The 26,873-nt window shown below is 42.8% G+C and carries 24 protein-coding genes and 4 tRNA genes; 14 read left to right on the forward strand and 14 right to left on the reverse strand.

What is annotated here, in order from left to right:
* The first annotated feature begins 327 nt into the window (after positions 1–327).
* Entirely contained in the window at positions 328–1,992 is a 1,665-nt protein-coding gene (locus ACTXGH_RS04385) for an AMP-binding protein (RefSeq protein ID WP_439295486.1), read from the forward strand.
* Between the two features lie 139 nt (positions 1,993–2,131).
* Here the strand turns inward: ACTXGH_RS04385 and ACTXGH_RS04390 are convergent, their stop codons facing one another.
* From ACTXGH_RS04390 to hemA, 5 genes are all read right to left on the reverse strand, one after another.
* The gene (locus ACTXGH_RS04390) at positions 2,132–2,551 is read right to left on the reverse strand and encodes a DUF6691 family protein (RefSeq protein WP_439295485.1); all 420 of its coding nucleotides are present in this window, start codon (positions 2,549–2,551) and stop codon (positions 2,132–2,134) included.
* A 77-nt stretch (positions 2,552–2,628) separates the two neighbouring features.
* Complete coding sequence (locus ACTXGH_RS04395; RefSeq protein ID WP_439295484.1) at positions 2,629–3,066, reverse strand: YeeE/YedE family protein; 438 nt, start codon at positions 3,064–3,066, stop codon at positions 2,629–2,631.
* A gap of 157 nt (positions 3,067–3,223) precedes the next feature.
* Complete coding sequence (locus ACTXGH_RS04400) at positions 3,224–4,360, reverse strand: aminotransferase class V-fold PLP-dependent enzyme (RefSeq protein ID WP_439295483.1); 1,137 nt, start codon at positions 4,358–4,360, stop codon at positions 3,224–3,226.
* 257 nt (positions 4,361–4,617) lie between these two features.
* Entirely contained in the window at positions 4,618–4,749 is a 132-nt protein-coding gene (locus ACTXGH_RS04405; RefSeq protein ID WP_439262287.1) for a hypothetical protein, read from the reverse strand.
* A gap of 125 nt (positions 4,750–4,874) precedes the next feature.
* Positions 4,875–6,233: a glutamyl-tRNA reductase gene (gene hemA, locus ACTXGH_RS04410; protein WP_439295482.1), complete on the reverse strand. Its 1,359-nt coding sequence runs from the start codon at positions 6,231–6,233 to the stop codon at positions 4,875–4,877.
* A gap of 641 nt (positions 6,234–6,874) precedes the next feature.
* Here hemA and ACTXGH_RS04415 point away from each other — a divergent pair.
* From ACTXGH_RS04415 to ACTXGH_RS04430, 4 genes are all read left to right on the forward strand, one after another.
* On the forward strand, positions 6,875–8,812 hold the full coding sequence (locus tag ACTXGH_RS04415; RefSeq protein WP_439295481.1) for a tetratricopeptide repeat protein: 1,938 nt from the start codon (positions 6,875–6,877) through the stop codon (positions 8,810–8,812).
* A gap of 155 nt (positions 8,813–8,967) precedes the next feature.
* Positions 8,968–9,603, forward strand: a complete 636-nt coding sequence (gene lolB, locus ACTXGH_RS04420) for a lipoprotein insertase outer membrane protein LolB (protein WP_439295480.1) — start codon at positions 8,968–8,970, stop codon at positions 9,601–9,603.
* Positions 9,604–9,615: 12 nt separating this feature from the next.
* Entirely contained in the window at positions 9,616–10,569 is a 954-nt protein-coding gene (ispE, locus tag ACTXGH_RS04425; protein WP_439295479.1) for a 4-(cytidine 5'-diphospho)-2-C-methyl-D-erythritol kinase, read from the forward strand.
* A gap of 64 nt (positions 10,570–10,633) precedes the next feature.
* Positions 10,634–11,689 (forward strand): S66 family peptidase, encoded by a 1,056-nt coding sequence (locus tag ACTXGH_RS04430; protein ID WP_439295478.1) that lies wholly within the window; start codon positions 10,634–10,636, stop codon positions 11,687–11,689.
* 195 nt (positions 11,690–11,884) lie between these two features.
* On the opposite strand, the gene ACTXGH_RS04435 is transcribed toward ACTXGH_RS04430, so the two are convergent.
* Complete coding sequence (locus tag ACTXGH_RS04435; protein ID WP_439295477.1) at positions 11,885–12,286, reverse strand: SpoIIAA family protein; 402 nt, start codon at positions 12,284–12,286, stop codon at positions 11,885–11,887.
* Positions 12,287–12,551: 265 nt separating this feature from the next.
* On the opposite strand from ACTXGH_RS04435, the gene ACTXGH_RS04440 reads away from it, so the two are divergent.
* From ACTXGH_RS04440 to ACTXGH_RS04470, 7 genes are all read left to right on the forward strand, one after another.
* Positions 12,552–12,627: transfer RNA gene (locus tag ACTXGH_RS04440), tRNA-Gln, on the forward strand.
* 166 nt (positions 12,628–12,793) lie between these two features.
* Positions 12,794–12,869: transfer RNA gene (locus tag ACTXGH_RS04445), tRNA-Gln, on the forward strand.
* A gap of 110 nt (positions 12,870–12,979) precedes the next feature.
* Positions 12,980–13,927 (forward strand): ribose-phosphate pyrophosphokinase, encoded by a 948-nt coding sequence (locus tag ACTXGH_RS04450; RefSeq protein ID WP_173239542.1) that lies wholly within the window; start codon positions 12,980–12,982, stop codon positions 13,925–13,927.
* A gap of 344 nt (positions 13,928–14,271) precedes the next feature.
* Complete coding sequence (locus ACTXGH_RS04455; RefSeq protein ID WP_299218529.1) at positions 14,272–14,955, forward strand: 50S ribosomal protein L25/general stress protein Ctc; 684 nt, start codon at positions 14,272–14,274, stop codon at positions 14,953–14,955.
* 227 nt (positions 14,956–15,182) lie between these two features.
* The gene (pth, locus tag ACTXGH_RS04460; RefSeq protein ID WP_299218531.1) at positions 15,183–15,764 is read left to right on the forward strand and encodes an aminoacyl-tRNA hydrolase; all 582 of its coding nucleotides are present in this window, start codon (positions 15,183–15,185) and stop codon (positions 15,762–15,764) included.
* Between the two features lie 163 nt (positions 15,765–15,927).
* Complete coding sequence (gene panD / locus ACTXGH_RS04465; RefSeq protein ID WP_010196068.1) at positions 15,928–16,308, forward strand: aspartate 1-decarboxylase; 381 nt, start codon at positions 15,928–15,930, stop codon at positions 16,306–16,308.
* A gap of 161 nt (positions 16,309–16,469) precedes the next feature.
* Positions 16,470–17,510 (forward strand): calcium/sodium antiporter, encoded by a 1,041-nt coding sequence (locus ACTXGH_RS04470; protein WP_439297119.1) that lies wholly within the window; start codon positions 16,470–16,472, stop codon positions 17,508–17,510.
* Positions 17,511–17,556: 46 nt separating this feature from the next.
* Here ACTXGH_RS04470 and ACTXGH_RS04475 read toward each other — a convergent pair whose 3' ends face one another.
* From ACTXGH_RS04475 to ACTXGH_RS04485, 3 genes are all read right to left on the reverse strand, one after another.
* Complete coding sequence (locus ACTXGH_RS04475) at positions 17,557–18,213, reverse strand: RDD family protein (RefSeq protein WP_439297118.1); 657 nt, start codon at positions 18,211–18,213, stop codon at positions 17,557–17,559.
* 275 nt (positions 18,214–18,488) lie between these two features.
* Positions 18,489–18,565 (reverse strand) — tRNA-Arg (locus tag ACTXGH_RS04480).
* A gap of 184 nt (positions 18,566–18,749) precedes the next feature.
* Positions 18,750–18,839 (reverse strand) — tRNA-Ser (locus ACTXGH_RS04485).
* A gap of 383 nt (positions 18,840–19,222) precedes the next feature.
* Here ACTXGH_RS04485 and ACTXGH_RS04490 point away from each other — a divergent pair.
* Positions 19,223–20,020: a hydroxymethylpyrimidine/phosphomethylpyrimidine kinase gene (locus ACTXGH_RS04490; RefSeq protein WP_439297117.1), complete on the forward strand. Its 798-nt coding sequence runs from the start codon at positions 19,223–19,225 to the stop codon at positions 20,018–20,020.
* A 139-nt stretch (positions 20,021–20,159) separates the two neighbouring features.
* Here the strand turns inward: ACTXGH_RS04490 and ACTXGH_RS04495 are convergent, their stop codons facing one another.
* The 5 genes from ACTXGH_RS04495 to ppx form a co-directional block, all read right to left on the reverse strand.
* Entirely contained in the window at positions 20,160–20,729 is a 570-nt protein-coding gene (locus ACTXGH_RS04495) for a YggT family protein (protein ID WP_439262306.1), read from the reverse strand.
* A gap of 85 nt (positions 20,730–20,814) precedes the next feature.
* The gene (proC, locus tag ACTXGH_RS04500; RefSeq protein ID WP_439297116.1) at positions 20,815–21,645 is read right to left on the reverse strand and encodes a pyrroline-5-carboxylate reductase; all 831 of its coding nucleotides are present in this window, start codon (positions 21,643–21,645) and stop codon (positions 20,815–20,817) included.
* A gap of 172 nt (positions 21,646–21,817) precedes the next feature.
* Complete coding sequence (gene tilS / locus ACTXGH_RS04505; RefSeq protein WP_439297115.1) at positions 21,818–23,368, reverse strand: tRNA lysidine(34) synthetase TilS; 1,551 nt, start codon at positions 23,366–23,368, stop codon at positions 21,818–21,820.
* A 159-nt stretch (positions 23,369–23,527) separates the two neighbouring features.
* Positions 23,528–24,331, reverse strand: a complete 804-nt coding sequence (locus ACTXGH_RS04510) for an acetyl-CoA carboxylase carboxyltransferase subunit alpha (RefSeq protein WP_439262310.1) — start codon at positions 24,329–24,331, stop codon at positions 23,528–23,530.
* A gap of 186 nt (positions 24,332–24,517) precedes the next feature.
* A complete protein-coding gene (gene ppx, locus ACTXGH_RS04515; protein ID WP_439297114.1) occupies positions 24,518–26,068 on the reverse strand; it encodes an exopolyphosphatase in 1,551 nt (516 codons plus the stop codon).
* Positions 26,069–26,450: 382 nt separating this feature from the next.
* On the opposite strand from ppx, the gene ACTXGH_RS04520 reads away from it, so the two are divergent.
* Positions 26,451–26,867 carry an Mpo1-like protein gene (locus tag ACTXGH_RS04520; RefSeq protein WP_439297113.1) on the forward strand — a complete coding sequence of 139 codons (417 nt, stop codon included), beginning with the start codon at positions 26,451–26,453 and terminating at the stop codon, positions 26,865–26,867.
* The last annotated feature ends 6 nt before the right edge of the window (positions 26,868–26,873 follow it).

Genomic DNA, 26,873 nt, shown 5'->3' on the forward strand with positions numbered 1-26,873 from the left:
GTATATTGGGTTTAAAAATGATCATATTTAATGATTCAGTGTTCATTCTATCGTAACACACCGCTATTATTCACAGCTACGCAGACAAGCGACTGACGAGTGAGCAATATGTTTACATCACTGTGTTCATAACATTATTTACTCTGTCTTTTTAATTAAATAGTTAGGTAAAGGCCACAAAACAAACTCGCTTTCTAAGTACAGTTGTCTATAATAAAAAGAACACGTGTTAATCAAGATGGCTATTAACCTGCAAAATTTAATCTGTAAAAGCCAATATAAAAAACCGTCAAATTCATAATACGATAAAGATAAAGGACTATTTCCATGACCGACTTTCATACGGGTCTTAGCAAAAATGCAGCCAACTATCAACCGCTCACTCCAATTGACTTTATTATCCGTAGTGCGCAGGTCTATCCTGACAAGGCCGCCATTATTTATGACGATCTAGAGCACAATGACCTCATCCAGACGTGGCAGCAAACTTACACTCGTTGCCGTCAGCTAGCAGATGGCCTGCGCAAATTAGGCGTTGATAAGAATGATACGGTCGCGGTCATGATGCCGAACACCCCAGCGATGGTCGAGTGCGCGTTTGGTGTACCGATGTCAGGTGGCGTAGTATGTACGTTAAATACCCGTCTCGATATCAATGCCTTGACCTTTTGTCTACAGCATTCAGAAGCCAAAGTATTAATTTTAGATAGTGAGTTTGCTGAACATGCTGAGATTATCGATGAAACTTTTCCAAACTTGATTGTCATTCATGCAACAGACGCTGCAGTCGATGTAGAGCGTTTTGGACAGATGAGCTATGAAGAATTGGTTGCCAGCTCAGACAGTCTAGATAATTGGGAAAAGCCTGCTGATGAATGGGAAGCAATTGCGCTCAATTATACGTCTGGCACCACAGGCAAACCTAAAGGCGTGGTCTATCATCATCGCGGTGCCACGCTCAATGCTGTCTCCAATATTCTAGATTGGGATATGCCCAAACACCCCATGTACTTATGGACGTTGCCTCTGTTTCACTGTAACGGCTGGTGTTTTCCGTGGACCATCGCTGAGCGTGCTGGTGTCAACGTCTGCTTACGTAAGATTGATGCCGACTTAATCTTACAGCTTATTGCTAAGCATAAAGTGACGCATTATTGTTCAGCACCTATCGTACACAACATGATTGCAGGCGGTAAGCCTGAATACAAAGAAGCGATTAATCATGAAGTCAAGGGCTGGGTCGCTGGTGCGCCGCCGTCTGAAACCATGCTAGCGGCTATGGAGGCGATGGGCTTTCATATCTCGCATGTATATGGCCTTACAGAAGTGTATGGACCAGTGACGGTCTGTGCCGAGCAAGCAGAATGGAATGATCTTGATGTCGCAGCACGCGCGCAAAAGAAGTCGCGCCAAGGTGTGACCTCACATTTGATGACTGGGTTTGAGCTGTTTAAACAAGGCACCACCGAACCGGTTGCCGCTGATGGCAAAGAGATGGGTGAGCTGGCACTGCGCGGTAATATGGTGATGAAAGGCTACCTCAAAAGCCGCAAAGCGACCGAAGAAGCCTTCGCTGATGGTTGGTTCCGTACCGGTGATTTGGGCGTCAAATACCCCGATGGTTATATTAAAATTATGGACAGACTCAAAGACATCATCATCTCAGGCGGTGAGAATATCTCTAGTATCGAAGTCGAAAACGTTTTATATAAATTGCCTTCGATTCAAAGCTGTGCAGTAGTCGCTGCCCCGCATGATAAATGGGGCGAAGTGCCAGTGGCATTTATCGAGATTCATGAAGGCAGCACCTTACAACGTGATACTGTTATGGAACATTGCAAACAGCATTTAGCAGGCTTTAAAGTCCCTAAATATATTATCTTTGCAGAAATTCCAAAAACCAGTACGGGTAAAGTACAAAAATTTGAGCTGCGTCAAGCGGCCGTCTCACTTGCACATGAGACGCCAAAAGTAACGTCTAGTGCAAAATAACTCTTGAACTTGAGTTGTAAGCTATTGCATGCGTAAGCTTAAGACACAAAAGAAAGCTCAGTCTATTTTCTTAGACTGAGCCTTTTTTTATTTTAGGCTTCCTTTTTATTAACCAATCTTTACATCAACCAAGTCCATGTTAATTAAGCCTAGGCTCAAGCCATTGATAAATCAGCATACCTATTATCATCGCTGAAATAAATACATAGGCCTGCCACTGTCCGGTACCAAGCAGCACAATTCCTGGCCCTGGACAAATACCCACCAATCCCCAGCCGATGCCGAATAGCATTGCACCAATTAACAACTTTTTCGTGATGACCGTTTTGCTGGGCATATCAATTACGGTGCCAATCCAGCTAATCTGTTGACGCTTGGCCAATTGTACGCCAACAATAGCAACCGCTAAGCCACCACCCATCACTAGCGCTAAGGAAATATCCCACGCCTCAAAGACATCTAAAAACCCTTGTACTTTAACAGGATCGGTCATACCTGATACCAGCAGCCCAAACCCGAATAATAATCCAGCCAGTAATCCAATTATGTTTTTTAGCATTGTTATATCTCACTATCATCTTTTATTAATAGTATCGAACATCGTCTGTGTAATACGCTACTTATGCCATTTAGCATTTACAGCAGCCCTAGTACATGTCGACCGATATAGACGGTCACGATACCAAAGAACATAAAGGTCACGGTCGCTGCCATAGAGCGTGGTGACATACGTGCATTGCCACAAATACCATGACCGCTCGTACAACCTGAGCCTAGACGCGTACCAAAGCCGACCAGCAAACCTGCGCTGATTAACAATGGTAAAGAAGTACTAATTTCCATATTTGGGAGCGGTCTTACTAGCTTGTATAGTAATGGCGAGACAACGAGACCAAGTATGAATAATACTTGCCATATCTCGACGTGCTTGGGTTTGAGCAGGCTTGAAAAAATACCACTTATACCTGCAATACGTCCAATACCCAGTAGCAGGACGACGGTCGCTACCCCTAGCATTAAACCACCCACTAAGGAGATTGGAGTAAATGCTTGCCAGTCTACTTGTATACTCATAACGCATTACCTACCAGTTTTTATTAAGTATTTACTTGTTTCACGTTCTATAAAAATACATTATATTATAAAACATAATAAAAAGGTAAAAAAATACTGAACCTATATTATATAAGCTCAGTATTTTTAGCCAAAAGTAGCTTAGTAGATACAGGTATTATTTTGCTAATACTTCATCAAGTACTGACTCAAAACGTTGTACCGCACCGTCAATATCCGTTAATTTATCTAAACCGAATAAACCTAAGCGGAAGGTTTTAAAGCTATCAGGCTCACCCACTTTTAATGGTACGCCAGAGGCGATTTGCATGCCAGCTTCAACAAAAGCGCTACCTTTGTGCATATCGTCACGTTCAGTATAAGAAACGACGACACCTGGGGCTTTAAAGCCATCGGCTGCGACGCTCTCAATCCCTTTATCTTCTAGTACTTTACGGACGCGTTTGCCTAATTCCCACTGCGCATCACACAGTTTATCAAAACCAATCTCTTTCGCTTCGTTAATCGTATCGCGGAACTGACGCAAGCTATCTGTTGGCATTGTAGCATGATACGCATGACCGCCATTCTCATAAGCACGCATGATATTTAACCACTGCTTTAAGTCAAGGCTAAAGCTGTTTGATTCGGTGTTATCTACTTGTTTGACAGCAGCATCGCTTAACATAACCAGTCCAGCACAAGGGGTGCTGCTCCAACCTTTTTGCGGTGCGCTGATAAGCACATCAATACCCAAGTCTTTCATATCCAACCAGACACAACCTGAAGCGATACAGTCAATTACTAGTAAGCCGCCAACGCTATGAGTCGCCTCTGCTAGTGCTTTGATATAGTCTTCTGGCAAGATGATACCGGCTGATGTCTCGACATGCGGAGCAAAAACGATCGCTGGTTTTTGTTCTTTAATATTAGCAACGGCAGTTTCGATATCGACGGGTACAAACGGTTTTGGGGCATCGGTATCTTTGGTGCGATCAGCGGTTAAGACCGTAGACGACTTAGCAATATTGCCTTTTTCTAAAATTTGCGTCCAGCGATAGCTAAACCAACCGTTACGGATGATTAGACAGTCTTGATCTTTTGCTAGCTGCACGGCGACTGCTTCCATGCCATAAGTACCAGATCCTGGAACAATGGCGACGGCATCAGCGTTGTAGACTGATTTGAGCTCGCTAGATAGGTCATTCATTACTTGCTGAAAGACTTTTGACATATGATTGAGGGCGCGATCAGTATAGACCACTGAATACTCTAATAAACCTTCTGGGTCGATATCTTGACGTAATGCGGTCATGGGACACTCCTTGTTTGTTGTTAGACTATGTAGGTGTTATTAATTTTTGATTATAAAAAAGCTTGGTTATAGCAAGTTTTTGCTACTAAACTTGGGTACTGATACGATTATCTAGGCAACAGTACCAAACAATGAACACCGAGTAATAATAGAGGGTATGACATAGGATTGACGATATAGCGCTTTATCCTAGCGCTATTGCCGTTGTTGGTTATGTTTTTTATAGCTTAGATTTTATAACTTAGGTTCTGTAACCCTTAGGTGATATCTGCGCCATTGTTGATGCTACGCGGCGGTAGGCGGGTCAAAATGGTCACTGACAATTTAGCATGGCAACATGCAGTAAATTGCAAGAAGCGCAGTAATACTACTGTCGATGATCGCCACATTGTTATCACCTAGTGCATATATGACAGCTTGATAGTAGCACTGATAATGACGGTTGACAACGGTTTGTTGGCGTCATAATAGCGCCTATACAATCGATAACTTATTAACAACCAAAAGACAATTATTAACGCTTACGGTAAGCGTCGTGCAGGCCCGATACGACAAACTCAAGCAATTCACTATCGCCTTCACGAGCCGCTTTACGCATAAGCTTTGATGGTGCATGCGTGAGCGTTTGGGTAAGACGCCGTGATAGCTCAGTGATGACATCTTCAGCGCTCGCTTCTCCTTGCTCAAGTTTTGCAATAGACTCATGCAGAAGTTTGTCGACTTGGGTATGCGTCGACATACGATAGCGCTGAATATCTTTTCCTACTTGCTTGACTTGAAAGCTGCGTTCCATTTCTACGACCAATTGACTCACTAGCAGCTCAGCATCGACGGCGGCTTGCCTGCGCTGCTCGATATTGCCTGCGATTACATGCTGCAAGTCGTCGACAGAATACAAATAAACATCGTCAATACGACTAATCGTTGAGTCGATATCACGCGGTACGGCCAAGTCAATCATTAGTATGGGCCGATAGCGGCGACGTTTTAGCGCTTGCATGGTCATCGGTCTATCAATCAATAAATCCATGCTACCGCTGCAGCTACTTACAACATCGGCCTCTGCCAGTACTTGTGGCAAATCTTGTAAGGATCTAACCTCCACACTGCGGTTAGAATGACGCAGCTCTGCCGCTAGCGCTTCTGCGCGCTCAGGATTGCGATTGCAGATGATAATTCGCCCTACTCCAAGCCCTGCAATATGAGTTGCGACCAAGCGGTTCATCTCACCTGCTGCAACCACTAATAAAGTACGGCTAGGTAAATCGTCAAATATTTGGGTGACCAATTTGGCTGCTGCAAATCCGAGCGAGACAGCCTGAGCGCCAACTTGGGTTTCATTACGCACACGCTTGGCGGCTGCAAAAACTTGATCGACAATCCAGCCTAACTGGTTACTGAGTGCTTTTTCGTCCTGCGCAAGATGCACGGCTCGCTTGATTTGACCTAAGATTTGCGGCTCACCGAGTATCATAGAGTCAAGACCCGCTGCCACTCGCAGCCAATGAGTAAGCGCATGCGTATCGCGATGTACGTAAAGATAAGCATCAATGTCATTCAATGGCACCTGCTTAAAGTTAGCAAGCCATGTTTTGATCTGCAGGATATGAGCGTTAATAGATGACGAAGAAGCGTTGGTGCTGGCAATAGAATCATTACCAAGCGCACTGTTATTGGGAGTTTGAGAGGCTGATAATTGAGGAACTAGCGCATAGATTTCAGTACGGTTACAAGTTGAGACAATCACACTTCCATCAGTAAAGACCTCTAATTGCTCAAGGGCGATGGTCACATCATCACCCACGAACGCCAAGCGCTCACGTAGAGCGACTGGTGCGGTTTTATGATTGACCCCAATGACCACTAATCTCATTATCGATAGACCATAGACATAACGCTCACCGACCTAATCTATCACTATAGTGTGCCCAAGGTATGTTGCAGCATACTACAGTCAATGATTAGCTGGTGCATAGACGTGACGTTATTGATTTGAATAGGTTATATAGCAGATACTATAAATATAAAACCGCTTATTATATCATTGTTACCGATTTTATTTAACACCTGCTCATTTGCGCTAGCTATTCGCTTGTATCTGGGCGCATGACTAACAAATCAACCGCTATATATGCTTTTACTAAATATTATTGCTAGATATGAAGAGTATGACCTTTCACTATCGTCAAACTATAATTAAAAACAAATATGCTATGATTGACACAGTTATTATTAAAATCGTTTATCTGGTTTTTTTACTTTTTGCGCATATTGCTCACTTTAACACATCGATAGTAGTGGTTATTTCTCATCGTATTCTGTTAATCTCTGCTTTGTCTATTAGGTAACACGAGTACTATTGTTTAGTCTCTAGATAGGCCTTTATAATGAAATGTCTTTTTTATTAGTGAATACCCTTATTCTATGATCTTTTTTGGGTGGTTGTTTCAGTCAAAGTTTGCGCTATCGTCTGTGTACGATTGTCAATTTAATTTTCAATATTTATTAAATGACATGCTGAATCGTCTGCGTAAGCGTCGTAAGCTAATTTTGTTATTGGCCACTTTGCTGTGTGTTGACACTTCTGCTCATGCAAATTTCATCGATACCCCAACGCTGATATGTACACCTAAAACAGTCGTCGATGTAGTCAGTGACTCAGCTCGACATGTCATCGATAAAAATAGTACTCAACATATGACGTTTCATAAAGACGATACTGATTTGATGGTGTTTCCACTGACCTCTCACTTAGTCGATACTGATGACCATAATCAACTAAAGGACCAATCCAGAAACCAATCGATAGATAGTACAATCAATACTACAAAGCTGCCCTCAGCGACTGTCTTACAGCCAGAGCTTAGAGAACCCAGTTTGTATGCTTTACTAAATGCAGAATTCGCGGCAGATCGCGGTGATATTGAACGGGCGCTAACCCTTTATAAGCAGCAGTCTTTTAAAGAAGATGCCACAGCAGTGTTTGAGCGTGCGCTGAGCTTGTCGCTGCGTCATGACAATGTCGGGGACTCGTTACAGTTTGCCAAAATGTGGCAAGATCAAAACCCTGATCACGTACCCGCTTGGTTTTATGTGGCGCATTTAGCGCTTAAAGCTCACGACTATACTCTAGCGGGTCAGTCCTTAGACCGTATTTTGCGCTATGATCCACGTACTGATTTGAGCGACATATTGATTGGTATTTACCCAACGACAGACAGCGATCAGCGTGAGCTCTTAGAAGCCTTACAGCCTATTAATAGCGAGCAAAACGCCTCTTTATCAGTGTTAAAAGCAGGCTTGCTGTATCAATTTAATGAGCCTGAGATTGCCATTATTCATATCAATAGAGCTTTGTTACATCAGCCTGATTATGTGCCTTTTATTACCCTAAAAGCCGATATCTTACGCAAAACCGAACCAGCAGAGACGGTGCTTAATTATATCAATCAATCACGCCTGCGTAATCCTGATAGCAAAAGCTTGTACTTATATGAAATCCGCTATTTGCTTGATCTACAGCAGAGCCAAGAAGCCCTAGAGTTACTCCTTGAAGCGCATCAGCGCTTTAATGATGCAGAGATTACTCTATTGGCCGCTTTAGTCAGCTTGGATAATGAAGAATACCGTAGCGCTGACCGCCTCTTAAACGTACTGGCAAAGACTCCTACTTATCTAGATCAAGCATATTATTATTTAGGTATTAGCGCAGAGCGACAACAGCGCTTTGAGCAAGCCAAATCTTATCTAAAGAGCGTCATGCAAGAAGATTTGGTACTGGCAGCACGCAAAAAAGTGGTCGATCTTGAACTGCTAGATGACAATATTGATGCTGCGATCGACACATTGGTTAATCTGCGTAAACAGTTTACCGTCTTTGCTCCCGAAACTTACGTCTTACAAGCCAATATCTTATGGCAGCACGACCAAGCTGAGGAAGCTCTACAGTTATTGACTCGCGTCAGCCGCAAGTACCCTAACGATCAGTCCATACTGTTCGCCCGTGTACAACTGCTCGATGATCGTAGTGACTATATTATTAAACGTACTTTGCTTAATCACTTGCAAGCGCTAGATCCTAACAATCTGTCTTACCAGCTAAGTTATGCTCAATTACTTTTGGCTAATGATCAAAACTCTGAACAAGGGTTAGAGCTTGCCCAAAACATACGCCAGGTTCGTTTCGATGATCCTCGCTACGATAACGAGCTGCATTTGCAAGCACTAAACGTACTGGCTAGCAGCGCTTTGGCCAATGAAAACTATGCACAAGTCATCGAGTACCTAAAAACCCCTTATGATGTGCTGCCAACGCTGCGTTCAGGTGTGCTGTTGCTACGCGCCTATCAAGGACTGGGCGAAAGCGCAAAGGTCAACGCGCTACTGGCGGACTTGCAACAGCGTTTTTCGTTTGGACAACACAACGTCAATGACCGCGTACAGCTTTATTAAAAGGTAATTGAATGAATAATTGTCATTTTTTATCATATACAATCATTACTCATGCAACCAATAAGTCTCTAACAACAGGGCATAACTGAGTAACAAATTGAGCGTAATATTTTTAGCATTAACTATATTAAGTTTGTAAATTTTGAGGAATAACCATGTCTGCACGCTCAACAACACTACGCCATAAACCCAATAAATTAGTCGCATTCAGCGCGATGACCGCTGCATTATTAATAACGTCTGGTTGTCAGTCTTTACAAGGTACAAGTACTAATGCTGGCCCCTCAACTATAGTGCAAGCTCAAAAACTTGATAATTTCAATATTACAGGCAAGATTGGTGTGACCATGCCTGCCAATAGTGCGACTAATACAGGCGCGCAAGGTGGTAGTGCTTTTTACGCTTGGGGACAGCAAAACGAGCGCTTTGCCATTGAATTGATTGGTGCGTTGGGCATTGGCAAAACCAATATCGAATATGATGGCCAAACGGCAACTTTAGTCAGTGAAAAAACAGGTACCTTAACCGCCGACAACCCTGAGACTTTGCTACAAAAAGCCACTGGCTGGCAAGCGCCTATCTCACAAATGCCGTATTGGATATCAGGGCGCTCAGCACCTTCAGACAGCGCCCCACAACTTGATGCGCAAGGTCGACTCATAAGCTCAGTTAATGGTCAATGGACGGCAAGCTTTACTTACAAAGGTACAGATAAACTGCCTGTTAAGATTAGCGCTGTGCAGCCAAAAGGCCACAAAGTCATCATGACCATTAATCACCAAAACAGCTGATAAATATAACCAATGACGACCGATAATTCCTTGACTTCAAAAGCGTCCATAACACGCTTATCTCCTGCCAAGATAAATTTATTTTTGCATATCGTAGGTAAGCGTGCAGATAACTATCATAATTTGCAAACGGTTTTTCGCCTACTTGATTGGGGCGACTATTTGCATTTCTTAGTTGCCGACACGGTAGTTACGATTAAGGGTCAAGATGTAAGTAATATCTGTCGTCAACTGTTGACCTTGTCTGGTGCAGATACTATTACTAGTGTTATAGAAGATAACTTAATTATTAAAGCCGCTCATGCTTTATTGACTGCTGCTTTGGAGTCAAAAAAACTACCCAAGCAGCTACCGCAAGTATATATTGGTTTAGACAAGCGTTTGCCGATGGGCGCAGGTTTAGGCGGCGGCTCTTCTAATGCCGCAACTACCTTATTAACATTAAATGAGATTTGGCGATTTAACTTCACTCAAGATGAGCTGATAAAAATCGGTGCGACGATTGGTGCAGATGTGCCAATATTTATTTTTGGGCAAGACGCTATCGCTATGGGTATTGGCGAAGAATTGACCGCCATTAATTTGCCGAATCAGCACTATCTAATCCTAACACCAAATGCTCACATCAATACGGCAACACTCTTTGCGCATCCTAAATTACAGCGTGATATCACACCACTCTCAATACAAACGATTGAAAATCAGTTTGACAATTATCTGCAACACTTAACTGCACCCTATCACAATGTTTTTACTCCAGTCGTCACCAGCCTTGCGCCCGCGGTTGATGAAGCATTAGATTATTTGAAAAGTTTAGAAAAAGTGGCATCAGGCACAGCACGAATGACTGGCTCTGGTAGCGCAGTGTTTTTACCATTGGATGCGGGTATTGCCAGTGATAAGGCGCTGTTGGCAAAGTGGATTGCAGAGGCGCCTTGTATGGGGTATGTGGTGAGAAGTTTATAGCTATTACTTAAAAAATAGGGTGCGAACAGCCTACCTGAAATACTTAATCAAATAAGAGTTTTAGATGATAAAACCAGCCAAATTAAATAAAGGAGATACTGTCGCTACCGTATCCCTCTCTTGGGGGGGAGCAAGTGAGCTTCCGCATCGTTATCAAGCTGGCAAACAGCAATTTCAAGATACCTTTGGCGTGAATGTCATTGGAATGCACAACACCCTAAAGCCTGCTAAATGGTTACAAGAAAATCCACAGGCGAGAGCAGATGACCTACATGAAGCGCTGACTAATCCCAATGTAAAAGCCATCATTTCTAATATTGGCGGATCAGACAGTATTCGTCTATTACCTTATATTGACTTCGACTTAATTCAGAAAAACCCAAAAATATTTTTAGGTTTCTCAGACTCTACCATAACCCATTTTATGTTTTACAAAGCAGGTGTTACCTCGTTTTATGGCACCAGTCTATTGGTTGGTTTTGCTGAAAATGGCGGTATGCATGACTATGTCATTGAAGATATTAAACGCACTCTATTTTCTAGTAGACCTATTGGACAGATTCAGCCAAGTACCGCCTGGACAAGTGAGTGGCTCGAATGGGAAAACCCTGAACTTGCGACTAAAAAACGCATGATGACCCAAAGCCGAGGATGGCGTTGGTTAAATGGTCAGAGTAAACAACAAGGAAAAGCTGTAGGTAAAGTAACTGGTGAGCTGCTTGGTGGTTGTATAGAAGTACTAGAGTTTATGAAAGATACGGCTCTATGGGTGAGTCCTGCAGATTGGCAGGGCAAAATCTTATTTATTGAAACCTCCGAAGATCAACCTTCGCCTACCTTTTTTAGATATTGGTTACGCAATTATGTAGCATCCGGCATTATGGGACGCATTAGAGGAATTATTCTTGGGCGTCCTGAAGATAACAAATTCTGGCGAGAGTATGATGAAGTGTTACTCGATGTGATCTACAATGAAGCTGGACTGAGTCATTTGCCAATCATAACAGGGATGGATTTTGGACACAGTAGCCCGACTTTTACCCTACCCCTAGGTGTAAAAGCGCAGATTGACTGTGACAATCAAACTTTCTCTATTATAGAAAGTGGCGTTAGTAAATAGATTGAGTCATCAAGCGCAGTAGCAAAGACTTGTATGGTGTGGCCTAGCGTACCATTTATAGTTGTCTTAACTCAATATCAGTGTACTGGGCGCACCCTACACAAACTTGTATAGAATGCGTCTTACACACCGAAAAGATACGGATCATTAAAAATGGTGTGTGCAAGACATACTTATTCAAGCTCAACCTACACGCTAACCTTGCAGTCCTAGCCAAACCTTAGCAGCTGACTCTTCGTCAGGGTTAAAGCCTTTGATGTCCAGATTTGGTATCATCCATCCTTCAATTTCAGCAACCTTTTGTAGCCATTGCTGCTCACTGATAACTGCCATCTTGCCAAAATACTTCATGGTTGCCCATAACTCAGGCATACGTCTCATCTCATCCATTACTGCTGAAAAAGATGGCATGGCAAAGCTATCAATGCGATAGAGTAAAGTGGCGTTTTGTAGTTCAGTATTTGGGTCAGCCTGAACCATAGACACCGTTGCCTGCACCCATTCATCAAGTAGACGATTCATATCATCACTATGTATTTTGCCATTAATGGTTAATTCAATGTGATTGTTACTGTGCTTGGTTAGAAGATAAGTCATATCACTTTCCTTATTTCGTACGTGCTAGTAGTGCTATCTATATTACCTTATTTTCTTTATGGTATTGAGTAAGACATGTGTATGAATGCGGCTTCGTTAAAACAACTATGAACAACTATGAACAACTATGAATAACGACTATGATTGCTTTTCATTACTGAATTGCCAAAACTACCTTAGAGTTTACTTTTTACGAATAAAAGGCAGAAAAGAACATAAATGACTTGCAAAATCTCAAAATTTACTTATAATAGGTCGCCACAATAGGGGTATAGCCAAGTTGGTAAGGCATCAGGTTTTGATCCTGACATCCGTTGGTTCGAGTCCAGCTACCCCTGCCATTTTTTAGTTTGGATTGCTGATTTATAGCAATTGACAACACCTTCCCAGTTTCGGTATAGTTCGCAATGAACACCGCTCGGGAACACCGTCTTAGACGGTTGAATAGGTAACGACGTCAGTCTAGTATTTTATCAATATTTAGCTTTCGTACTACCTAGACATTACAGGGGTATAGCCAAGTTGGTAAGGCATCAGGTTTTGATCCTGACATCCGTTGGTTCGAGTCCAGCTACCCCTGCCATTTTTTACTGTAAAAGTAGTCTTCAATTATTTTCACCACTCTTTTCTTTATTTGGGCAGTTAGACACTGCTTAGTGGTCGCTGCTTGAGTCAATAAATAGGACTTCAGTCATGCCTTATTTGGCAATTTTTACGGGCAATGCCCATCCAGAACTTGCGAAAACCGTCGCCGACCACCTACACATCCCTCTTGGTAAAGCTGACATCACCCGTTTTTCTGATGGCGAAATTGCTGTGGAAATCAAAGAACACGTACGCGGTAAAGACGTGTTTATTATGCAGCCGACTTGTGCACCAACCAACGATAATTTGATGGAAATCATGATGATGGCGGATGCGCTTCGTCGTTCTAGTGCTGGCCGTATTACAGCAGTTATGCCGTATTTTGGTTATGCGCGTCAAGACCGTCGTCCTCGTTCTGCTCGCGTACCTATCTCGGCCAAAGTCGTCGCTGACATGCTAAATATCGTTAGCATTGATCGCGTCATGACGGTGGATCTACACTCAGATCAGATTCAAGGTTTCTTCGACATTCCTGTAGATAACATCTACGGCACACCCGTCCTTTTGAACGATTTGCAAAAGCAAGACTACGACAACATCATGGTGGTTTCACCTGACGTTGGCGGTGTGGTTCGTGCGCGCGCAATGGCCAAGCAATTAGGTGATACTGATATGGCGATTATCGATAAACGCCGTGCCCGTGCCAACGAGTCACAAGTCATGCATATCATCGGTGATGTTCGTGATCGTGACTGCGTTATCGTTGACGATATGGTCGATACGGCAGGTACGCTATGCAAAGCGGCTGAAGCCTTAAAAGAAAACGGCGCCCGTCGTGTATTGGCTTATATCACTCACCCTGTCCTATCAGGTAATGCTCTAAAAAATATCAGCGAATCGGCATTGGACGAAGTGGTCGTGACTGACACCATTCCATTGTCTCCTGCTGCGCAAGCATGTAGCAAAATCCGTCAAGTCTCTATAGCTCCGATGCTGGCTGAAAGCTTACGCCGTATCAATAATGAAGAGTCAATCAGCGCTATGTTTGATGCTTAAAGATTATATTTTTATTATTTGATATTTATGATTCTGATTACTTAATGATTAGCGCTAAAGGTTAACTTTAGCGCTTTTTTTTGCTTTAATATTTTTGCTCATGGTCAACCGTCTATCATTTGTCACGTAAGAGCTTCTTAATCTTCATCAAATTATCTAAGCCTTTATTATTGCTGCAAAAACACGTATAATGCGCGCCTGTATGCGTTATTCGTAAGTTTTAAGCATTTGAGGCTTAGCGGTGTGACTCATACTATTTAAGGTATCGATTATCCGGTAGAAGACTGGTCGCAAGTCTTAGGTTACTGGTAGATACTTCACATACACTCTATAGGATTATATCCATGACTATCGATCATTTTGCAATTAATGCGGTTGACCGCTCTGCTGAACAACAAGGTAAAGGTGCGAGCCGCCGCCTACGTAAGCAGAACTTAGTTCCTGCTATCATTTATGGTGGCGGTGAAGAACCAACGGCTATCTCAATTAAATTAAATGAGATGGTAAAGTCGCTTGAATACGAAGCCTTCTTTTCACAAATCTTGACGATCACGACTGATAAAGGTGAAGAACATCAAGTCGTTATTAAAGACTTACAGCGTCATCCTGCTAAAGGCTTTCCAATGCATGCTGACTTTCAGCGCATTATCAAAGGCCAAAAGATCAACATGAACGTTCCTGTGCATTTCGCTGGTCGTGAAGAAGCTCCTGGTACAAAAGCAGGCGGTATCCTATCTACGTTGGTTACTGAAGTTGAAATCGTTTGCCTACCATCACAGCTACCTGAGTATCTAGAAGTAGATGTATCAGGTATGGAAATCGGCGATCTATTCCGCTTATCAGACATCGACTTACCTGAAGGCGTGATTATCTTTGATCTTGATATGGAAGATGCGCACGACCGTACTATCGTTAACATGCAGCCACCAACGGTTGAAGAAGTTGACGAAGATGCTGAGGAAGTTGATGCTGACGAAGTACCAGCTACCGAGCAAGCTGACAAAGCTGACGACAAAGACGCTGAATAATTGATTATCAATCAGTAGACACCGCTCTACTGTATTTATAATAGTAGCAATTTTGTTGATAAAGAAACAGCAGGTGATCATTGTCTCCTGCTGTTTTTGCTAGTATTATTTACAAAAATAGCTGACAGCGTTATTTTTGTAAATAATATTCATTTTAGGCTATTTTACTCTTTATACTATTTTACTCTTTGTAGTTAGCTTAACCCTCATTTTAGGCAAGGTATGTTATGGCGATAAAACTCATTGTTGGTCTTGGTAATCCTGGTGAGCAATATATGTTCACTCGCCATAATGCAGGTTTTTGGTTTGTGCAGCATATCGCTCATCATTTTAATATTGCCTTAAGCCCTGATAAGAAGTTCCATGGCGTGACCGGACGCGGACAAGTATATGGTCATGATGTGCGCTTGCTACTACCCCTAACTTTTATGAATAAATCGGGACAGTCAGTCGTGCCGATGGTCAATTATTACAATATCGCCAATGATGAGCTACTGATCGCTCATGATGAGCTCGATATTGATGCCGGTAGCATCAAGCTAAAAACGGCGGGCGGTCATGGCGGTCATAATGGCCTGCGTGATATTACCCCGCATATTGGAAACGACTTTCATCGCTTGCGCGTCGGTATTGGGCATCCAGGACATAAGTCTAAAGTGAGCGGACATGTGCTCTCTAAAGCATCGCCTGATGAACAAATTGCGATCGATAGTGCACTCACGACAGCTTTTGAAGCGCTACCTTTATTATTAGAGGGCGATATTGAACGCGCGCGTTCGCAAATTAATAGTTTTAAACTACCTGCCTAAACGGTATGATACTTTTGGTTAAATTTACCTAAAACTGATGATGCTATCTTGGCTTTATCAGTCGGTAGGTAGCACAAACTTTATAAGGTCTTGATTTAACCTTTAATTTTTATGTATCTGCCCCCATTAACTGATTACTTTTGTTACGCTAAGGAAGCAATTCATGCTACTTAATATGCTTAAATGCAAATTGCACCGTGCCCGCGTCACGCATGCTGAGCTCCATTATGAAGGCTCATGCGGTATCGATGGCGATTTATTAGATCTTGCTGGATTACGCGAGAACGAATCTATCGACATCTATAATGTCACCAATGGTAAGCGCTTTCGCACCTACGCTATTCGCGCTGAAGCTGGCTCTGGTATTATCTCATTAAATGGTGCCGCCGCTCACATGGCAGACTTGGGTGATATCGTCATTATTTGCGCTTATGCTCATTTTGACGAAGTTGAAGCCTCGACCTACCAGCCAAAACTGGTTTATTGTAATGAAGATAACACCGTTAAAGACACTGCAAATATTATCCCTGTGCAAGTGGCTTAATAGTTCCGATAAAAAGTCAAAAGCGCCTATCTTTATAGTTAGCCTGCATTAAACTTTGCAAAACTATTTATTCCGATACAAAAGCTGAATCCACATTGTGGTTCGGCTTTTTTTATATCAATCCAGATTTAATAATTCATCATTTTTGAAGGAAAGTACCCATGTGGTTGGCAGGTGTTGCGATACTGATTGGTTTGGCCATTCTGGTTTGGAGTGCTGATGTATTCATTGATGGCGCAACCGCATTAGCAAAGACATTAGGTGTACCTAGTTTTCTGATTGGGGTGTTGATCTTAGGATTGGGTACCTCCGCACCTGAGATGGTGGTATCGATATTAGCAGCGCTAGATGGTAGTCCTGAGCTTGCCTTAGGTAATGCTTACGGCTCAAACATCATCAACATTGCGTTAGTCTTGGGGGCGACCGTTCTCATCAGCCCCATTGTGATTCATAAAGGTATTGTAGCACGTGACTTACCTATGCTATTACTCATTACTGCTCTGTCAGCATGGCAATTGCGTGATGGCGTACTAAGCTTGAACGATGGTATCTCATTACTAACCTTATTAGTCATGGTCTTGAGCATCCAAATCGTGCTGAGCCTACGTGAGGGCAGCTCAAAGCCGAAAAACGATGTCATCGAAGACAGCGATACAGTAAAAATTGTTCCGGTCACAAACAATACAATAGAAAGCTTAGGGATAAAAAGCACTGATTCAGGTTATATAGAACCAAGTTTGGCACGGGGTTTGGGTAGCTTGTTTGTGGGTATGCTGATGCTGGTCTTAAGCTCACGAGCGATTGTTTGGGGTGCAATTGAGATGGCGACATTTTGGGGATTAAGCGAGTTGATTATTGGTCTGACCATCGTCGCTGTTGGCACGTCCCTACCAGAGTTGGTGGCAAGCCTCGCTGCAGCGCGTCACGGTGAGCACGATATGGCACTTGGCAACATCATTGGCTCCAATATCTTTAATACGTTAGGAGTGGTAGGGCTAGCGGCTGTTATCGCACCGATTACAACCAACCCAATGATTTTATCTCGTGATGTATTGGTAATGGCACTGATTACCTCTCTACTCTTTATAATGTGTGCATTTGCTTTTATATCTAATCGAAGATTTGGTCGTACCTCTGGCGTTACAATGATACTACTGTTTACTGGCTATACGGTATGGCTGGTTCAAACGGCCATTGTATAACAGGTGGTATCATCATCGATGGGCTGATGATGCTGATGTCTTTTGATTATTTGCTCTGCTTGCGGTTCTTAAAGCCACGCCATAGACCTTCATGCGCTACTTTTGGCATCTTTAGGGTAATGGTGTTTGATAGCATATCTTGCACTGCTAGGCCCCGACGATTAAACAAGCAAAATACATAGTTAAATACCAAACCCAAAAAGGCACTGGTCAGCAGGACGGCACGCGAGCCTCCTATCAGACTGCCAATGATACCGAAAATTAACGGCATTAATGCCGCTGCTAAAATTCGCTTGAATGACTGCCCCCATGTTAGCAAATGCCCAGCATTATTGACCGTTTTTAATCGCCATGTTTGCATGCCCAGTGTTTGACCACCACGTCGCCAAAACACGCCATAGAAGGCTACTAGCGTCAGTATAAAAGAAGGTGTCATAACGACGTTCTGATACCATCTGGGTAGCGACTGCGCCTCTTCAGACTGCGTCCCTGTCTCCATGGTCAATAGCGTACCAATCACCGTCAGCATCGTCCCCACCAAAAACAACAATGCCAAAATCAGCATCCCATCATATAAGATAGCAACGACACGGGTCGTCGGTTTGGCAATAGTAGGCTCTTCAATATGAGGGACGGGCTGTTGAGAGGTGTTCTTTTTTGGAGACTTTGACTTAAGGACAGTCTTCGGTGTACTTTTTGACATGATACAAGCTCATAGCAAGCGAAAATAATGACACTATTGTACCGTAATTTGGGTGCTTATCGTACACTTATACCAAGCCCCAGAAGTATACATATTATAAAAATGATGATGCGTCGAAAACGTGTTGTAATATTTAAAACTTGAAGTATATAAAGATAAGACAAACAACCCTTATTACAAAAACAGCAGACATAAAAAAATCGCCAAATTGTCATAAGACAGGCGATTGATTTAGTTTTTAGCTCGAAGCTTAATAAGACAAGCTATTATGCAAATGGTGCGCCTGGAGAGATTCGAACTCCCGACCCCTTAGTTCGTAGCCAAGTGCTCTATCCAACTGAGCTACAGGCGCGTATTTTGCACATCATCCACTGTATTTTAAATAACATTTACAGTAAATTAGGTTGGCTATTATATAGATAATCCAGCTGATGTCAATATTTTTTATTCATTAAAATAAAATTTTTTTCTATTCTAATTACAAATATATCTGACATCGACTTACTGCATTACAATCTAACAATAAACCGAATAAATGGCGGTGAAGGAGGGATTCGAACCCTCGATACGCTTACACGTATGGTTCCTTAGCAGGGAACTGGTTTCAGCCACTCACCCACTTCACCGAACGATTTAAGACACTTATCGAAATATTTATTAAATATTATTTTAAGAAATATATCTTTAAACTGTAGTATCAATGCTTGTTGATACGTCTTATGTCGTGGGCGAGTATTATAACAAAGCCAAAACGAATTGCAAGCGTTACCCATCATTTTCATGACACTTTCTCATAAATTTTAAATAATACTCTTTTGAAGAATGCAATAATTTCTATTTTTCAACGACTTAGCCTTATTTCTTAATTATTCAAATTAAACGAGAGACAAGTAGCAGCCTACTGTTGTGGCTTTTTTGGCTTGAGATGGCTATAGTAATTAATAAGCGCTAAATTGCGTTAATTTTTAGCAAGCTTTAACCAACATAACAAAATAGATAAAGGAAGGCTATGCGACCAGTTGTTTTATGTTTTTCTGGATTAGATCCCTCAGGGGGTGCAGGGCTACAAGCAGATATCGAAGCGATAGGGGCAGCAGGTGGACACGCAGCTGTCGCGTGTACTGCCATCACTGTTCAAAGCTCACAGCAAGTATTCGGTTTTGAAGCCTGCGCTGCAACCTTAGTAAAAGATCAGGCAACAGTAGTTCTTAATGATTTGCCGGTTCACGTGATAAAATCAGGCATGCTTGGCACCACAGATAACATCGCTATGCTGACACGCTTATTTGCAGAGCAGACAATTAGCAGTGATACCCCCTTTGTTCTTGACCCTGTACTCGTTGCCAATAGCGGGGGCAGCTTGGGCGACGAGCAAACGCTTGTCGCAGCTTTTAGAGAGCTGCTCCCCTATGCCACACTTATCACGCCAAACACGCATGAGCTAAGGGCGTTAAGCGGAGAGCAGGACTTACATAGTGGTGCACAAAAACTATGTGCACAAGGCACACATGCCGTACTGGTCAAAACCTCACATGACTTTGACAGCGGTGATATCGAGCAATACTTATACGTTAAAAGTGACATGGTACACCAAAGTACGTTGCCGCGCCTAAACGGTGAATTTCATGGCTCTGGCTGCTCACTGGCCAGCTTTATCGCAGGACGCTTAGCTCTAGGTGATGAGCTGATTACAGCTATCAAAGCTGCTGATCGATGGATTATGCAGACATTGGTGGCAGCAGATCGTCCACATCCTGAAGACAGCAGTGCCCAACTGATACCGAATCGCTTTATAGCTTTTAAGTAAGGGTAAGCTAGAAGTAAGTTTATAAAAATAGCTTTAACTAAAAATAAAAAAGACGCCCTATGATGAGAGCGTCTTTTTTGTATTAAGTAGTCTTTAGAATATATTTTAAAATAGTACTCAATACTAAATTAAATACAGCTTAGCCTAACATCGGCATAAAGCTTGAGGCCAAACCGCCGATAAACATCTCGAGTAAAAGAAAGGCAATAAAGGCAACCATCGGTGATAAATCAAGCATGCCTAAATTTGGTGTAATGCGGCGAAACGGCGCTAAGATAGGTTCAGCTAAATTAATAATAATACCAATGATCGGGTGCTCAGATCGGGTAAATACCACAATCCAACTTACGATAATAGAACCAATGACCAAATAGCGACACATGCGCAAAAAGTCTAAAACCAAACTGGTGGTACCAGCAAAAAACAACGGCGCAGGTGCAATACCTTTATGCATCAGCGCCGCTTTGCCAGAGATATCAACGAGACGGATTAAAAACATCAATACAATGGCCGCAATACTGATACGCCCTTGCGCAACTGTCGGAAAAATACGCCCAAACGTATCTACAATGCGCGTGGCCTTATAAGCAGGCGCAATCATAGGGTTTCTCTCATCCATTCCAGCAAACTGCAGCATAAAACGGATAAATACTAGCATCATAGCGAAGGTAGTCACTAAGTCAAAAATTTGCAACAACGTGTTGTTCATAAAACGCTACTCAATGTGCCACGAATAAATATTTTTAAGATGGTGGCTTATTTGTATTAAAGGAGAATTTTACTGGGCTAAATTCTTATTTATTTTCTGTACTAAGCGCTTGACTACGGTCGTAACAAGCTTGCATGGCCTCGCCGATTTGGCGACCAATCTCATTACTTTGCATAGATTCGATAGCGGCTTGTGTGGTGCCATTCGGTGACATGACTTTACGGCGTAGCTCACTTGGACTATCATCACTCTCGATAGTCATTTTAGCTGCACCTAGTACCGTCTGCATAGCTAGAGCTGAGGCTTGCTCTTTGTCCAGACCGAGCGCCACGGCGCCATCAATCATTGATTCAATAAAATAAAACACATAGGCTGGTGCAGAACCAGAAACGGCCGTTACAGCATGCATATGTGTCTCATCATCTACCCACATAGCCAGACCTGACGCTTCCATCACCGCCGTTGCCAACTGCTTTTGCGACTCGTCAAGGTCAGCGGATGCATACAACCCAGTTGCCCCCATCTGTATTTTGGAGGGCGTATTGGGCATGGCACGTACGACATTAGGGTAGCCACCAAGCATACTAGAGAGGTCATCAGTCGATAACCCTGCTGCCACTGATATCACTAATTGGTTGTCTAAGGCATCAGCAAAAGCGCTGACAACTTTATTCATGACTTGAGGTTTTACCGCTAAGACGACGACGTCAGCATCAATGATCGCAGCCTTTGGGTCTACACTTGCATCAACCGTATTCATCTTTTGATCTGCAAACTGCTGACGTGTCTCAGCGCTAGGTGCTGATACGGTGATTAGCTCAGGTTTGACACCGCAGGCAATAAGCCCACTTATCAAAGCTTGCGCCATGTTTCCGCCACCGATAAAGCTGATTTTTTTATTGTCGAGTACTGACATTATTATTCCTCACTAACAAAACGCAAAGTATCCAAAGGTATAGTTTTCAAACGTATATCATGACATCTAAAATGACACTTAGTCTACCATACTGCCACGAGCATTAAAGAAATTTATCTGTAGTCCAATCACCTCAAAAACCGATTAACGTAACGATTTTATTGCATACTGGCTATATGCTTAAGATATTTTTGATAGCACTAGCTAAGAAACCACTATCATTTTTAACGTTTTCCAACGATTTATCAGTCCCTAGCACCCAACTTTCAAATGGCGATACTAGCAATAACGGTAACGCTTCATCTTTATGAGCGAAGACAATACTAACAACCACCAAGCTATCACGCAGCCAAACAGGCACGCCAAGTGTTTGATAGAGTTTTTTGCCCGCTTGCGGACGAGTGGCTAGCGTGGTTTGAACGCGCTGCTGCCGCCCTAATGGTGTAAACGTCAGCTCAATCTTATCTTTATCGCTTATAATATTATCGCTGATAAATCTATCATTTATAAAGTGTATCAACGTATTGAGCGCGATTTTTAATTGCCAATTGGCACCTTTGCCTGTGCGTAACGTCACCATCATGGCATGTTTTTGAGGCAAGCTTAAACAAGGTAACGTTTGGGTGTGTGCAGTAAGTGGTAGCGCTAGCCATGCAAGCCAACTACTGCTAAGACGATATAGCTGCTGACGATAACGGCGGATAGTATAAGTCTGCTTACTGCCCTGCCAGTCTAATTGGGTTTGATGGTTGTGATCATTACGTTCAGTTAAACTTAAGGCATCATCGACAAGCTGCTTGGACGGTGGCAATGGCTCATCTTGCGTGAGCCAAGTATGTATGAGTTGGCGTTGACGATAGATAGGCAATAAGTGCAGTTTATCGATATTTAGCACACGTTGCGCTGGTGGACAATTCAACGGAATAATAGCGGTCTGCTGCAAGTCTTGTGCGGCTTGATCGCTCACGATAGCCTGAGCATCCGCGAGTAGCTGCGCACTGCGAGCAATGTTATCAATAACATTCGAGTTATACGTAGCAAGTGCTGGCATGATATCGCGGCGCAGCCCACTACGCATATTATCGCCGCTGTCATTGGTAGGGTCATCGATATACGGCAGCTCTAACTGCTGAGCATAGTGACTAATGATAGAGCGGCGTACCGATAACCAAGGCCGCCACAGTATGTTGCGTTGTGCGCTTTGTGACTGCTCTCGCCACGCCTGCATACCTGACAAGCCATTCACCCCCGCCCCTTGAATCAAGCGCATGAGTACCGTCTCAGCTTGATCATCAGCATGATGGCCCAAGAGTAGCACATCGTCTTGGTTAATATGGGCACGCATCACATGATAACGTGCTAGTCGCGCTGCTTGCTCATCATGACCGTCTACTTTTGCCATTAATACCTGACACGGTAGCTGCTGAATGTGTGCCCAGCTAGCGACATGCTCTGACCAATAACTACTATCTGCTTGCAGTCCGTGATTGACATGCAACAATTGCGGCAAAAACGGCAATTTACCCAGTCGATATAACTGTACACATAGCGCGGCCAATGCCAACGAGTCTCGGCCACCACTACAAGCCAACCAAATACGCCGGCCATGTAATTGACCACCATATTCAGCCATGCTAACCAATAACGCTTCTGCTAGATTATCATCGATCGGCAATTGGTCTACTGGCTTGATAGGATACTGTAAAATGGCGCTACTAGTCATAATCAATCTTATATGAGTAAAGTTAAAAACGAAAAAACGCGCTATCAAGTAGCGCGTTTTTATTCTATCACTTTTTAGTCTATCGCTAAGAGTAACCGTCTAGGACCAAAAGCATGTCATCGAACAAGAGTAATATCAGATCAGCCTTATATTATATACCTAACAAGGCAACATGACTTCTGAATTGAAGGTCTTGAGCTTTTCATAGCGCTGCTCACAACGAGCGTCTGCATCCATGTCTTTGATCTCATTAAGCTGTTCAAGCAGTAGCGCTTTAAGAGAATTCATCACTGGCTGGGGATGAATGTGCGCGCCTTCCCCTTCTTCGATGACCGCATCAATCAGTCCCAGTTGATACAAGTTATCTGCATTCAACTTCAAAGCTTCACTGGCGTCTTTCGCTTTTTCTGCCGTTTTCCATAAGATTGAGGCACAGCCTTCAGGAGAAATAACGGAATAAATACTGTTTTGTAGCATATTTACTTTGTCACCGACCCCAATGGCCAATGCACCGCCTGAGCCGCCTTCACCAATGATAGTAACAATAATAGGGGCTTTTAAACTTGAGAATACAGCAATGCTCTCTGCTATCGCTTGCGCTTGCCCACGCTCTTCGGCACCAATACCAGGGTATGCACCTTGCGTGTCGACAAAGGTCATTACGGGAATATTAAAACGCTCCGCCATCTTTACCAAACGTATGACTTTACGATAACCCTCAGGGTTTGCCATACCAAAGTTATGAGCAATGCGCTCACGCGTACTACGACCACGATGTTGTCCAATGACCATGACTGGCATACCATCCAAACGGGCCAATCCACCTACAATTGCTTTGTCATCGGCATAGGCACGATCACCATGCAATACATCAAACTCTGTAAACAGCTGATTAACATAGTCCATAAATAATGGACGTTTGGCATGCCGTGCAAGCTGAACGCTATCCCAGACGGTACTCATAGACGTTTCCTTTCTATCGTTTTGTATAATTTATATGATACTACGTGTCATGATTTATTTGAGGCTAAATAAAGTACAGTTGTAAACTCAATAAAACTTATAGTAGCACAGTTTATATACTGTGGCATTTAACAATGCTTTTGTAATGTAAATATTTGGCTGACTGGCCTAACCAAAGCCTATTAGCTAAGCGGATGCCGTAGCTTCGATAACACTGAGCTTAATACCCCATTTTGCAAACTGCTCAATCTCTACATAAAGGTCTGAAAATAAAAATGCATAATGTTTTTTGTCGGTACTGACAGTAAGTTGCCAGCAGTTGGTATCAGTGATGACAAGGCGCATGTCGGGTAGATCATACTCACTACGGCTACGATGCGCTAAGACCGCAAGCCTTAGTAGTAAGCATAGATAAACCAAATCATCACCGCCAATGTTACACGTTTGCTCAAGCATATCGCTCTTAAGCTTGCGTCTATGGTTAAGCATCAGCTGTGCCATACGCTTTTGGTCGACTTGCGAAAACCCCGGAATGTCCGAGTATTCAAGCAAATATGCACTGTGCTTATGATAGCTGCTATGGCTAATCGCAAGACCGATCTCGTGCAAATATGCTGCCCGTCTCAATACGTCAGCATCATCATTGGTCAATTGCAAGTCATCTTTAACTTGTTTGAACAGATGGCGGCTGGTTCTAACCACTTGTCTGGCTTGTTTTTTGTCCACTGAATAGCGTTTGATTAATGCAAGCACACTACGATCACGGACATCCTCACTAGCCAAGCGTCCAAGCATGTCATACATCACCCCTTCTCGTAGCGCGCCATCAGAGTAAACGATAGTCTCAATACCAAGCACTTTCATGGTAGCACGTAGTACGGCTACGCCTGCTGGAAATACTGCCTTACGGTGCTCTTTCACCCCTTCTAACTCGATGTCATTTACATCACTGATTTTAATGAGCAGTTTTTCTAACTTCTTGACCCCTTGATAAGTGACGCGCTCTTGCTCATCTGACCAACCTTTAGATACCAGCACATTACGCACGGCTTTAATCGTACCACTAGAGCCAACCACACTACTCCAGCCTGTCTTTTGATACTGACCATTAATAGCCAGTACTTCTTTGCGGGCCGCAACGATAGCACGATTAAAATTCTCTTTGGTGATTTGTCCATCTACAAAAAACTTCTTTGTAAAGGCCACACAGCCCATCTGTAAGCTTTCGGTCAACAATGGATCGAAACCTTTTCCAATAATAAATTCAGTGGAGCCACCACCGATATCAATAACCAAGCGCTTATCACTACTGGCATTGGTGTGAGAAACACCAAGATATATCAGTCGCGCCTCTTCACGTCCAGAGATGATTTCAATTGGCTTGGGTAGTATTTCATTGGCCCGCTTTATAAAATCATTGGCATTTTTTGCTTGGCGCAGCGCATTTGTCGCAACGACACGTATGCGCGAAGGAGAGACTGAGTCAAGGCGTGCAACGAAGCGGCTAAGACATTCTAGACCTCGCTTTTCAGCAGCAGCGCTTAAGATATTATGTTCATCTAATCCTGCTGCCAGCTGTACTTTTTCGGACATAGAGACTACTTTTCGCACTTCACCATGATCAAGACGAGCAATAGCTAAATGAAAGCTGTTCGAACCGATATCGATGGCCGCCATCAGTTCATCATCAGCGAGTGGCGAATCTATAATGTCATTATTAAGCATAGGATTGAGCATAGGAAAAATCGTTATCCTGTAGGATGGTGTATAAGAATATAGTAGTAACCGCAAGTGTTGTAATAAATAATACTTGCCTTGGATACTAAGTTTTCAAGCCTTAAATTTTATCGTAATGTCGCAGACAAGTTTTGCTATTAAAGCATTTCTATTAAGGTACATTCAATAACTTGTGTTCATTATAACCCTTTGCTACATTCTAAATAAGTCATATTATTAACCAGTAACATTGATAATTTAGAATAATTATTAATAACTGTAACTTCTATCTTGGTGTCCAGTTCATTGTTGCATTGCATTATTGATCCTCCTCTATTGATGTAGTCACCAAGTATTGATAGTTCTCTGTTAGTCCAAATAATAAGCAAAGGAAGCTGCCAAAATGAATCAATCTACGCGTACTCAATCTCGGGCTACTGCCAACACAGAGATAAAAACTGCAATTGTTGGTACGGATATCACCAAAGTAGACCCTGTCTCTGAGCAAGGATTTTACGATTTTTATTTAAATGAACATCAAAACGTTATGTGCCGACGTCTGCATTTTGCTGGTAGCAGTTTTGGTCTATTAGGACTGGCAAAATCGGTCAAGACGCGCTCGCCGAAACCATTACTCAAAGGTATTGCTGCAGGATATGCCTGCGCCTGGGTTGGACATTTTTTCTTTGAAAAAAATAAGCCCGCCTCTTTTAAATTCCCACTAAAAAGCTTCGTCAGCGACTTTCGTATGTATAGTGACGTTCTACGCGGCAACTTAAGCTTAAAAGATCGTAAATTTGATAAAATCGGACGAAAGTAGTTTATT

The organism is Psychrobacter sp. 1Y10, assembly GCF_052259005.1.
GTDB lineage: Bacteria > Pseudomonadota > Gammaproteobacteria > Pseudomonadales > Moraxellaceae > Psychrobacter > Psychrobacter saeujeotis.